The 12,322-nt window shown below is 46.0% G+C and carries 7 protein-coding genes and 1 pseudogene; 6 read left to right on the top strand and 2 right to left on the bottom strand.

Going from position 1 to position 12,322, the window contains the following annotated elements; genetic code table 11:
* Positions 1-72: 72 nt before the first annotated feature.
* Genes DW915_RS02670 through DW915_RS02660 form a run of 3 tightly spaced genes read left to right on the top strand, consistent with a single transcriptional unit; the run spans position 73 to position 7,272 of the window.
* Positions 73-2,490 (top strand): glycoside hydrolase family 3 N-terminal domain-containing protein, encoded by a 2,418-nt coding sequence (locus DW915_RS02670; protein ID WP_055266005.1) that lies wholly within the window; start codon positions 73-75, stop codon positions 2,488-2,490.
* Between the two features lie 5 nt (positions 2,491-2,495).
* The gene (locus DW915_RS02665; RefSeq protein WP_055217770.1) at positions 2,496-4,985 is read left to right on the top strand and encodes a glycoside hydrolase family 3 protein; all 2,490 of its coding nucleotides are present in this window, start codon (positions 2,496-2,498) and stop codon (positions 4,983-4,985) included.
* Positions 4,966-7,272, top strand: a complete 2,307-nt coding sequence (locus DW915_RS02660) for a GH36-type glycosyl hydrolase domain-containing protein (protein WP_242856384.1) — start codon at positions 4,966-4,968, stop codon at positions 7,270-7,272. The genes DW915_RS02665 and DW915_RS02660 overlap by 20 nt, the downstream gene beginning before the upstream one ends.
* Positions 7,273-7,568: 296 nt before the next feature.
* On the opposite strand, the pseudogene DW915_RS02655 reads toward DW915_RS02660, so the two are convergent.
* A pseudogene (locus DW915_RS02655) lies at positions 7,569-7,766 on the bottom strand (SDR family NAD(P)-dependent oxidoreductase); the annotation flags it as partial.
* 100 nt (positions 7,767-7,866) lie between these two features.
* On the opposite strand from DW915_RS02655, the gene DW915_RS02650 reads away from it, so the two are divergent.
* The 3 genes from DW915_RS02650 to DW915_RS02640 all read left to right on the top strand — a co-directional run bounded on the left by DW915_RS02650 (position 7,867) and on the right by DW915_RS02640 (position 10,183).
* Positions 7,867-8,667, top strand: a complete 801-nt coding sequence (locus DW915_RS02650) for a transporter substrate-binding domain-containing protein (RefSeq protein WP_330422667.1) — start codon at positions 7,867-7,869, stop codon at positions 8,665-8,667.
* A gap of 93 nt (positions 8,668-8,760) precedes the next feature.
* Positions 8,761-9,450 carry an amino acid ABC transporter permease gene (locus DW915_RS02645; RefSeq protein WP_022462369.1) on the top strand — a complete coding sequence of 230 codons (690 nt, stop codon included), beginning with the start codon at positions 8,761-8,763 and terminating at the stop codon, positions 9,448-9,450.
* Positions 9,440-10,183, top strand: coding sequence for an amino acid ABC transporter ATP-binding protein (locus DW915_RS02640; protein ID WP_118741507.1), 744 nt, complete (start codon positions 9,440-9,442; stop codon positions 10,181-10,183). Before DW915_RS02645 ends, DW915_RS02640 begins: the two co-directional genes overlap by 11 nt.
* A gap of 82 nt (positions 10,184-10,265) precedes the next feature.
* Here DW915_RS02640 and DW915_RS02635 read toward each other — a convergent pair whose 3' ends face one another.
* Positions 10,266-12,053, bottom strand: coding sequence for an aminopeptidase P family protein (locus DW915_RS02635; protein ID WP_118741548.1), 1,788 nt, complete (start codon positions 12,051-12,053; stop codon positions 10,266-10,268).
* Between the last annotated feature and the right edge of the window lie 269 nt (positions 12,054-12,322).

The raw sequence follows: 12,322 nt of genomic DNA, 5'->3' as shown, positions 1-12,322 counted from the left end.
GTATGGAGCCGGCCATTTATGACTGGCTTCATGCTATATCAGAAATTAAATGGAAAGTGGAGAGATGATAAAATGAGCGACAAATATCAGAATACAGAATTGATACCGGAGGAAAGGGCGGCATATCTTTTAGAGGAACTGAGTCTGGATGAAAAAGTGGCTCAGTTGAACTGTGTTTTTCCATTTGACAAGGCGAGTTATGATTTTGCCGGAATCAATGAACAGACAAAGCATGGAATCGGACAGGTAAGTACGCTGGAAATGCGGAGAATGGAAAGTCTGGATGAAGTGGTCCGGTGGCAGAGAAAGGTGCAGAGAATCGTTATGGAAAACAGTCCGCACCGTATTCCGGCAATTTTTCATATGGAAGGACTCTGTGGAGCATTTATTCAGGATTCCACAAGCTTTCCTTCCGGAATTGGAAGGGGTGCCGGATGGAATCCAAAGTTGGAGGAGAAAATTGCAGAAATTGTAAGCCGTCAGGAAGCTGCTTGTGGTATTACGCATGTCTTTGCCCCTGTGCTTGATATTTCCAGAGATTCCAGAATGGGACGGCAGGGAGAAACGTATGGAGAGGATCCGGTTCTTACAGCCAGCCTGGGATCAGCTTATACAAAAGGGTGCCAGAAATATGAGACAGCAGGACGCAGAACAGAAAGTGTAGCCAAGCATTTTCTGGCATTTCATAATTCAGCAGCAGGTATTCATGGGGCCAATAGTGATACACCGGAACGTTTGTTAGAAGAAATCTATGGAAAGCCATTTCAGGCAGCCATTACAGAAGCAGGTTTAAGAGGAATCATGCCCTGCTATTGCCTGATCAATGGAGAGCCGGCTTCCGCATCGCATCATCTTTTGACAGAACTGCTGAGAGAAGAGATGGGGTTTGACGGACTTTGCGTCAGTGATTATGGCGCCATTAATAATGCATTTATGTTTCAGGGAATCGGGGAAACCAAAGAGGAAACAGGACTGTTATGCCTGGAGGCGGGAATGGATATGGAGCTTCCAAGTGTTGAGGGCTATGGGGAAGCATTTAAGAATCTGTTTGCGTCAGGCAGGGCAGATATGGACATTCTGGATCGGGCTGTAAAAAGAGTCCTGACGGCAAAGTTTCGTATGGGGCTGTTTGAACATCCTTTTGCTTTGGAAGGAGAAGAGCTTCGCAGAGTTTTTATGAATAAGAAGGATAAAGAAATTTCCCTGCAGTCTGCAAAAGAATCTATGGTACTGATTAAAAATAATGGTGTGCTTCCGATTCAAAAATCCGTAAAAAAGATTGCACTGATCGGACCTCACGCAGACAGTCCGAGAAAGTTTTTCGGAGGATATACGCATATGTGTATGATGGAATCTACCTATGCAATTGCCAACTCGATTGCCGGGGTCAGTGGAAGTGAAAATGTGGACAACAAAGAAATCGTGACTGTTCCGGGAACCAATATTCAGTCAGATGAAACGCCGGAATTTGACGTGATTCTGAAACGTCAGAAACCGGACTGCCGAAGTATATTGGAGGAACTGAAAGCTCAGATGCCGGATGCAGAGATTCGTTATGCTTATGGATACCCGATTGCAGGAGCGGATCAATCCGGTTATGCCCGGGCGCTTGAAATTGCAGAGGATGCCGATATTGTGATTCTTACTTTAGGAGGAAAGCACGGAACCTGTTCTATGGCCTCCATGGGAGAGGGTGTGGATGCGACAAATATCAATCTTCCGGAATGCCAGGATGCATTTATCAGGAAGGCAGCAAAGCTTGGGAAACCGCTGATCGGAGTTCATTTTGACGGACGCCCTATATCCAGTGATGCGGCAGATGCACATCTGGATGCAATACTGGAGGCTTGGAATCCGTCCGAGATGGGGGCGGAGGCAGTTGTGAGCACTCTGCTTGGCAGGTATAATCCTGGAGGAAAAATGCCGGTAACGACAGCTTATACTTCCGGTCAGATTCCAATTTATTACAATCACCCGCATAATTCCGCATGGCATCAGACCGGAAGCATCGGCTTTTTGAATTATGTGGATATGCCGCATACACCGAGGTATTATTTCGGACATGGTTTGTCTTATACAAAATTCGAATATAGCAATCTGCAGTTATCCAAGGATTGCATTATGCCGACAGAAAGTATCCGGATTCAGTGTGATGTGGAAAATACAGGAGAATACAAGGGGGATGAAGTCGTTCAGCTTTATCTGAAGGATATTCATGCAAGCATGGCAAGACCGGTCAAGGAACTGGCGGGATTTAAGAGAATTACGCTAGTGCCGGGAGAAAAGAAAAAAGTAATCTTTGAGATAAAAGCATCACAGCTTGCATTTCTGGATAGAAGGATGAAATGGAAGATTGAGAAAGGAACTATTGAGGCAGAAATAGGAGGCTCTTCAGAGGATATCAGACTAAGCGGCGCTTTTGAGATTGTAGAAAATGGATGGGTTGCCGGAAGAGACAGAGCGTTTTATGCAGATGTGACAGTGGAGTAAAGAGAATGGTTAAAAATAGAAAATTGCTTGCAGAGCAGCTGGTAGAAGAATCGGTTGTTCTGCTGAAAAATGAGAATCAGCTTCTTCCGCTTCAGGAAGGACAGACAGTTGCTGTGTTCGGACGATCAGCACTTGTGACCTATGTTTCCGGAAATGGTTCCGGAGCGGCAAGAGGAGCAGAAAGCAGTAATATCATAATAGAACTTGAGAAAGCAGGAATCTCTGTATGTGAGGAGTTAAAACAGTACTATCTGCAGCAGCGGGAAGCGGAAGCAGCGAATCCGCAGGAAGAATTCGATTTTTCCCAGATGAAGGAGGCGGTAAACAGTGGCCTGATGTATGAGATATTTGGAACGTACCATGCGCCGGTTCCGGAGTATCCGATTCCGGAATGTCTGCTGACTAATGTGAGAGACAAGACAAACACCGCAATTCTTGTGCTAGGAAGAAATGCAGGCGGAGAGGAATGTGACAGAAGATTGGAAGGAGATTATTATCTTACCGAAGAAGAAAAGAAGCTGGTCAGCCAGGTGTGCGAAAACTTCCCGGAAGTCATTGTAATCCTTAATGTAAATGGACTTATTGACCTGGAATGGACAACAAAGTATACTTCCGTAAAAAGTATTCTGTTCCTTGGTCTTCCGGGAGAGGGTGGTGCAAAGGCTGTTGCAGAAATCATTAAAGGTAATGTTTCCCCTTCCGGAAAGCTGGCATTTACAATTGCACACCGGTATGAGGATTATCCTTCTGCAAAGCATTTTTCATGGGACAAGGAGAAGGAAGAGCATATTCTGACTTATGAGGATTATGGACTGGATGCGGAAGAAAACGGGAGTTTCGGTTTCCGAAAAAGCCCGGTGACCGTATATCAGGAGGATATCTATAACGGCTACCGGTATTTCAGTTCTTTTGGGAAAGAGGTACTATTTCCATTCGGACATGGGCTTTCCTACACAAAATTTGCATTAGATGCGGCCGCTGTTTCAAAAGAAGAAGACGGGATAACTATAATAATTGATGTGAAGAATGTCGGACTCTGTGCAGGCAGGGAAGTCGTGCAAATCTATGTTTCTATGCCGGATGGAAAAACAGAAAAAGCAGAGAGAGAATTAAAGGGATTCGCCAAGACAGAAGTTTTGAAACCGGGAGAGAAAACAAGTGTGTCAATCCATATACCATGGGATGGACTTTCGTGTTATGAGGAAAAATCCTCCGTATGGCTGATTGAGAAGGGACGATATAAGCTCAGAATGGGAACGTCCTCGGAAGAGACCGTCTGCATCTGTGAGTTAGATGTTTCGGAGGACATTATATACAGCATTTGTCGTTCAGCGCTTGGGTTGAAAGCATGTAATGATGGAAAACTTACGTTTTTAAAGAAAAATTGCCTGAAAGACCAGGAGTTGCCGAGTGATGCATGCGGCGGAGTCTGTGAAGAAAATCCAATGTATAAACTAACGCTTTCAGGAATTGATGTCAAACCGGAGAAAAGAGAGGCGGGGCAGGGAAGGCAGGTAAGAGATTTTTCAGATTTCACAGAGGAACAGCTTGCGGCACTTCTCGTAGGCTACGGTTCCGGAATTCCCTTTGCAGGATTTCTGGATACAGCGTTTCCGGAGACCATCTGTGATAAAGAAGGAAAGCCTTTGACCTGCAATGATCATCCGGCAGGGCATAATGGATATGTGTCACCAGCAATCAAAGATAAAGGAATCCATTCTGTTTTCTATATGGATGGACCTGCCGGAATCGGGAGAACTGCGTGGCCGACGGAAATGCTGCTGGCATGTGCGTTTAATAAAGAGGCGTGGTACAGATTTGGAGAAGCAGTGGGGGCAGAGTGTGAGGAAGCACAGGTTGATGTGTGGCTCGCACCTGCAGTAAATCTTCACCGAAATCCGTTGTGTGGTAGAAACTTTGAGTATTTTTCAGAAGATCCTTTTCTTACAGGAGTGTGTGCCTGCGCAATTACAAAAGGCGTACAGGAAAATCATCAGGTACTGGTGTGTCCAAAGCATTTCGCAGTTAATGAGCAGGAAACCTACCGCAGGGGAAACGCAAAGAAACAGTATGACGCAGTAGATTCTGTTATTACGGAACGGGCAGCCCGGGAACTGTATCTGAAACCATTTGAAATGCTGGTAAAAAAAGCAAATGTACGCTGCATTATGACTTCTTTTAATAAAATTAACGGGATATTTGCAGGTGGAAACAGCGACCTGTGCAACCGGATTCTGCGGGAAGAATGGGGATATGAAGGATTTCTGGTGACTGACTGGGGGGATATGGATATTGTGGTGGATGGCGCGGATGCAGTTGCGGCCGGAAATGATGTTGTCATGCCAGGCGGACCGCCGGTGATTAAACAGATTCTGAATGGATACCGGGAAGGGCGAGTGACACGCAGGCAGCTGGAGACAGCGGCGAGTCATCTGCTGCGGGTAATCAAGAGTTTGAAAGGAAGAAATGGAAAGAATGGAAAAGAAGATATATGAATTTACAAACGACGGCAATTCCTGTGTGATTTATGATGCAAAGCCGCCAAGATACTGGTTTAACTATCTGTGGAATGAAAACGGCTACTGCGCGCAGGTTTCCCAGAACGGGCATGGACGCAGCTATTACCTGAATGAAAGAGCAGATATGTGTATGATCAATAACAATGATGCAAGATATTTCTATATCCGGGATGATGAAATGAATAAAAGCTGGAATATCGGTGCGGCACCGCTGAATGAACAGGTAGAAAGCTATCAGTGTGAGCACAGTATTGGATTTTCCAGACTTCAGTCCGAGTGTCAGGGGATAGAAAGCTCCTGGAGAATTTTTGTGCCGCAGACCGGATTCCAGGAAGTGTGGACGTTTCGACTCAGGAACAAGAGTGACAGAGCCCGTATGCTCAGTACATTTTCAGCGGTAACTTTTGAACTGGAGGGGTTCTCATATCCCCGTTATTATGAAATGTACCGTTGCCTTGAAACTTCCTTTGACAGGGAATTAAATGGAATATATTGTAGATCCGCTCATCCGTTTGCACCGCATAAACGGTACAATGCTTATCTGGCTTCTTCCGAGCCTGTGTATGCTTATGACGGGGATCTGGCCAGATTCTGTGGAGCGGCAGGATCTGTCACGAAGCTGGATGCTTCTGCTTATGCACTGTTTCAGAGACCGGATGTAGTAGTAAATGGCGGTGACTGTACGAATTCTGAGGCGGCACTGTTTATTCTTGGCGGTGTGCTGCAGCATAAGTTCATACTGCAGCCGGGCGAGACAAAGGAAATCCGGATGGTCTTCGGCGTCAGTGAATCTCTGGATGAGGCAAGAGCGACAGCTAAAATGTATGCGGATGCTAAGCGTACGGAAAGTGCCTGTAAGGAGACCGTGGAGTATAATCTGGACAAATACAGTTCCCTGTCCGTCACCACACCGGACAGCAAAATCAATCATATTATGAACCAGTGGCTGAAGAAGCAGATAGACTGCTGTATTGTTGGGAAAAAGGGTGTGCGGGATAATCTGCAGATTGCAGTGGCACTTCTGAATTATCGTCAGGAGAAGGCCAGGGAGGAGATTCTGGAATGTCTGCGCCATCAGTTTCGGGATGGTCATGCCGTATTGACCTGGTATCCGTATGACGACACCAGGTATTCAGACCAGCCGTTCTGGATTATCTGGGCGGTGTGTGAACTTATCAAGGAGACGGGAGATTACACGATTCTGCAAAAGAAGATTGAGTGGCAGGATGGCGGTGCTGCGGCTGTAGTGGAGCACTTAAAAGCAGCCGCAGATTGTCTTATCCGGGATAAGGGAAGAAATGGGCTGAGCCGGATTTATTTTGCAGACTGGAATGATGCGCTGAATATCACAACCGATCCGGAAGCGGAATCCGTCATGCTTTCTCATCAGTTCTGTCTTGCTTTCAGAGAACTGAAGCTGCTTATGGAAAAAATCGGGGAGACTGATTATGCAGAATTTCTGAAAAAAGAATATGATACCATGAGAAAGAGTATTAATGAGAAAGCCTGGGATGGTGAATGGTATATGCGGGCACTCAGTAAGAAGGAAAACATTGGTTCCAGAACAAGTGAAGGCAGTAAAATCTATCTGAACGCCCAGACATGGGCAGTTCTGGGAGACGTGGTAGATGAAGAAAAGCTTCCGAAGCTTCTGACTTCGGTTGACAGTATGGAACATGATTTTGGTTTCCCTCTGAATATGCCGCCGTATGAGAAATATTCTCCGAATGTTGGACGGATGTCGGGAATGCTGCCGGGGCTGTTTGAAAACGGCGGAGTATATTGCCATGCAACGGGATTTAAGATCCTTATGGACTGCAAACTCGGCAGAGCTGAAAAGGCACTTTGTACTCTGAAAAAAATCATGCCGGACAGTGAAAAGAATCCGTCCACGCAGTCCGGCGCCGAGCCATATGTATTTACAAACTGCTATTCCACACATCCGAAATATTACGGCAAATCTTACTGGTCCTGGACAACCGGAACCTCTGCATGGTGCATGAAGGGACTGTATGAAGGCATTATGGGGGTAAAACGCGGATATGACGGGCTGGAAATTACCCCATGTTTTCCGAAAGAATGGGAACGGGCTGAGATGACGAGACATTTCCGAAACGCAGATTATCATATTGTAATTGAGAATCCGCAGTGTCGGAAGGCTGTCACATCCGTAATTATTGTGGACGGAACACAGATAAAAGGAAACAGGATTCCGGATTTTGCAGACAATAAAAAGCATGAAATAAAGGTTATCCTTCAATAAAAATTATTAGCACACGCTACTGATAAGCGTCGATGTAGGGGGAAATGGCTTGGAATGGGACAGAAAATCAGTGCCTGTTTTTTCTCTCACCTGAAGCTGATAAAATACAGTGGGAAACCCACCAAGGTAAGGTCTAACCAACCGCCTTGTACCGAGTCCTTGGAATTGAAGCGGTAACGTTAGATTTAAGCGTAGGACAGGGAGCAACAGAGCCGAAACGAAAGTGAAGTGATTGAGCTGGGAAATGATTATGAGGTCGGAAATGGTCGAAGCGTTCTATTACGTTGCAGACAACATCAGATCGTGTTCTGGATGTCAGCAAGATCGAGATCGACAAAAGCGCCGCGTGTGCCGACGACACCGGCTACGTTGGCGAGTACATCGATTCTTCCGTATTTTTTCATAACAGTTTCAACCACATTGCGGCAGTCATCTGCAGAAGAAACATCGGCTTTCAGGAAGGTAACATCGCCCTCTTTTTCATTTCTGATGCTTTTTTTTCGGTTTTTCCTTGCTTTTTAGAAAGATGCTGTTATAATAAGGAAAAGTGAATAAATATACATCACATGAGGAGAGAAGGAGATTATTATGAAAATGAATTTTGCAAAAAAAGCAACAGCACTTGCAATGTCCGTTCTGTTTGCTGTTTCGATGGCAGGATGCGGGAGTTCTGCATCTACCGCAAAGAAAGTAGAAGTAACATCCGTAGAGGATCTGGCAGATCTGAAGATTGGTGTACAGACCGGAACAACAGGTGATTCTCAGGCGAGCGATGCCGTTAATGCAGATTCCCAGATGCAGCGTTACAACAAAGGCGCCGATGCTATTCAGGCACTGAAAAACGGAAAGATTGACTGTGTTGTCATCGATTCCCTGCCGGCAGAGAAATTCGTTGCAGCAAACGATGATCTGAAAATTGTAGAAGGCATTTTTGATACCGAAGAGTACGCGATGTGCTTCAAAAAAGGAAATGAGTTAAGAGACGAATTTAACACCGCATTGGCAGAGCTGAAAGAGGACGGAACTCTTGATGAGATCATGAGCAACTACATCGGTGATGAAGTCGGCCAGCATCCGTATGAGTCCCCGGCAGACGTGGACCGCTCCAACGGAACGCTTACCATGGCAACCAACGCTGAGTTCGAGCCGTGGGAGTACAAAGAGGGAACCGATATTGTTGGTATCGACGCTGATATTTCCCAGGCCATCTGCGATAAGCTTGGTTATGAGCTGAAAATCGAGGATATGGCATTTGAAACTATCCTTGCATCCGTCAACAGCGGAAAAGCAGATTTTGGCGCAGCCGGAATGACTGTTACTCCGGAGCGTGAGGAGAGCGTTGATTTCACCGATACTTATGCAAATGCAACACAGGTTGTTATTGTAAGAAAGTAATCTAATGAGAGAAAAAGAGCGGCTGTCCGCCAGGCAAAATGGTGCAGCCGCTCTTTTTGCAGGAAATGAAACCACAAAGGAGAGATGTATTTTATGGAAAATTTACAGCATCAGTTTAACCGTTACTTTGTAGACAACGGTGCTACAGAGTGGTGGCTGACCGGTCTGAAGACGACGCTGCTTGTCACGGTAATCGCACTGTGCATCGGTGTTGTGCTCGGACTTCTCATCGCACTGATCCGTTCAACACACGAGCAGACCGGTAAATTAAAACTTCTGAATATTGTTGCACGCGTCTATCTGACGATCATCCGCGGAACGCCGTCCATGATTCAGATTCTGTTTTTCTATTCCGTTATTTTTGCAACCGTAAACCTGAACAATATCGTGATCGGCGGAATTGCCTTTGGTATCAACTCCGGTGCGTACGTTGCCGAGATTTTCCGTTCCGGAATCATGTCTGTGGATAAAGGACAGACGGAAGCGGGACGAAGCCTTGGTTTAAACCCGGCACAGACCATGCGTCTGATTATCATTCCGCAGGCGTTTAAAAACGTTCTTCCGGCGCTGATCAACGAGATGATCGTGCTGTTGAAAGAGACTGCCATCATCGGCTATATCGGAACCATCGATATTACAAAAGCAGCAACCCTGGTACAGAGCCGTACATACGATGCACTGGTTCCGCTTCTCTCCGCAGCGATCTTTTATCTGATTCTTGTTATGATTCTGACCTATTTCATGGGCAAACTGGAAAGGAGACTGCGTAAGAGTGACCACTAACGAAAAAGTATTAATTAAAGTTGAAAATCTGCAGAAGAGCTTCGAGGATAATAAAGTTTTAGACGGAATCAGCACAGAGATCCGTCAGGGAGAAGTTGTCGCTGTCATCGGTCCTTCCGGTTCCGGAAAATCGACGTTTCTGCGTTCCTTAAACCGTCTGGAAATTCCAACCGGCGGAAAAATTTATTTCGAGGGTGTTGACATCACAGCACCGGAAACCGACATTGACCATGTGCGTCAGAAGATCGGAATGGTATTCCAGCAGTTCAATCTGTTTCCGCACAAAACCGTTAAGGAAAATATCATGCTCGCTCCGGTGACGTTAAAACTGATGACACCGGAAGAAGCAGAGAAAAAAGCGATGGAGCTCCTGACCCGTGTCGGACTGCCGGACAAAGCAGATGCCTATCCGGGAAGCCTTTCCGGCGGACAGAAGCAGCGAATCGCCATCGCACGCGCCCTTGCGATGAATCCGGATGTTATGCTGTTTGATGAACCGACTTCCGCACTCGATCCGGAGATGGTAGGAGAGGTTCTGGAAATCATGAAAGAGCTTGCCGAATCGGGCATGACCATGGTTGTTGTCACACATGAGATGGGCTTTGCCAGGGAGGTGGCAACCCGCGTCGTCTTTATCAACGAGGGAAATATTCAGGAGGAGAATACTCCGCAGGAATTCTTCGCAAATCCGCAGAATCCGCGTCTGAGAGAATTTTTATCGAAAGTATTATAAGCAACAGAGATAAGAAAAACCGATGTTCTGTGAAAATAATCGCACAGAACATCGGTTTTTTAGCTTTTATGAAAGAAAGAACTTATTTCGAAATCGGCCGTGTAACCTCTTTCAGCCACTCTTTCTCTTCGCCCTCCAGATATGGAGAAATCTTCTCATACACTTCTTTGTGGTAATTGTTCAGCAGCTCGACATCTTTCTCTGTCATATACTGCGTATCGATACCGTCGAGGTCGATCGGAACCATGGTGACGAACTCAAAGCGCATGAACTGGCCATACATATTCTTTTCTGCTTTGCGGCAGAGCATCAGGTTCTCAGTACGGATACCGTGACTTCCTTCAATGTAGATACCAGGTTCGTCAGAGGTCAGCATACCTTCCTCGAGAACGGCATTTTCCATGCGCTCCGGAACCATTTTCCAGCGGAAACCGTTTGGACGCTCATGGACATTTAAGAGATAGCCGACACCGTGGCCGGTTCCGTGATTGAAGTCAAGACCTCTCTCCCAGAATGCCTGTCTTGCGAGGTAATCGAGGTTGATGCCAATGCATCCATGGAGAAATTTTGCATTTCCAAGACGCAGGGTTCCCATCGTGGTGATGGTGAAATGCTCTTTTTCTTCCTCGGTCAGCGGTCCGACAACGATCGTTCTCGTGATATCAGTTGTTCCTTCATAATACTGTCCGCCGGAATCTACCAGGTACATGCCTTTTGGCTGTAGAACGGAGAAATCTTCTTTCGTTGCCTGATAATGGCACATAGCGGCATTCGGGCCGTAAGCGGAGATTGTTCCGAAACTTGGCTCGATATAGCCTTCCTGCTCTTTTCGGAAGGATTCCAGTTTTTCCGCAACGGAAACTTCATCCATCGGGATTTTTCCGATATTCTTCTTTAACCAGTAAACGAAACGGGTCACAGCAACGCCGTCTTTGATGTGGGCTTTGCGGATATTTTCCATCTCAACTGGTGTTTTCACTGCCTTTAAGGAAGAAGCCGGGTTCATCACATTGACAATCGTGTTTTCGCCCATGACGCTCTGGCAGATCGTGTAGTTGACTTTGGCTTTCTCCAGAAGAATCGTTTTTCCTGTGATGCTGGCAGCGAAATCATAGACAGCATCGTATGGATGAATCGAAATACCAAGACCGGCAAGATACTGTTTCACTTCATCATTTAAAGTTGCTTCCTGAATAAACAGATGGCCTTCGGTTTCAGTCAGAATGAGGTAGGAGAGGACAACCGGATTGCACGGAATATCGTTTCCGCGGATATTCAGCATCCAGGCGATATCGTCGAGCGCGGTCAGGATATGCACTTCGGCACCGTTCTCTTTCATCTTTTCGCGGACTTTGGCAAGACGGTCAGCAGCGGACTCGCCAGTATATTTGGAATCAAGAATCCAGACTGGTTCTGCAGAAAGCGCCGGGCGGTCGGACCAGATTTCACCGATCAGGTCACTTCGATAGGAGAGAAAACGCTCCGGAAGTGTCTTTTCCAGTGTCTCACCGAGCATCTCATTGACAACGCGGCCGTCGAAGCCGATGGTCATGCCTTCTTTTGTATTTGCCTGCAGGTATTCCTCTACGGTCGGAACACCTTCCTGGCCCATTTTCATTAAAGTAACGCCGGTTCCGGCAAGCTCTTTGGCTGCCTGTACGAAGTAACGGCCATCGGTCCAGAGGCACGCTTCATCCTGGGTAATAACGGCGGTTCCGGCAGAACCGGTAAAGCCTGTGATATACGTTCTTGCTTTAAAGTAAGTTCCTACATATTCAGATTCATGGTAATCGGCGGTCGGAACCAGATAAGCGTCCACGCCGTAGGCTCTCATTTTTTCGCGGAGAGCAGCTAATCTTTCTGGTATCATAATTTTTTCCTCATCTTTCTTTTCGAAAAATACTGCCGGCATTTTTTTCAGGATGCCGACATTTTTATTCTATCACATTTTCCAGATCTGTCAAAGTGATGATTGAGAATTTGTCTCACTGTTTCCGAAATTTTCTAAAATCGTTTCGCATTTGGAGATTTTTCCTATTTTTCAAGAGCTTTTTTGTACCATTTTGGTTAAAAAAGCAGTAAGATAAAAATAAAGTGAAAAGCGTGGTGAAACTACGCGAAAAAGCAGAAACTATGAAG

The organism is Blautia sp. AM42-2, assembly GCF_003480245.1.
GTDB classification, from domain to species: domain Bacteria; phylum Bacillota; class Clostridia; order Lachnospirales; family Lachnospiraceae; genus Fusicatenibacter; species Fusicatenibacter saccharivorans.
This window is presented reverse-complemented; position numbering and strand designations above follow the sequence as displayed.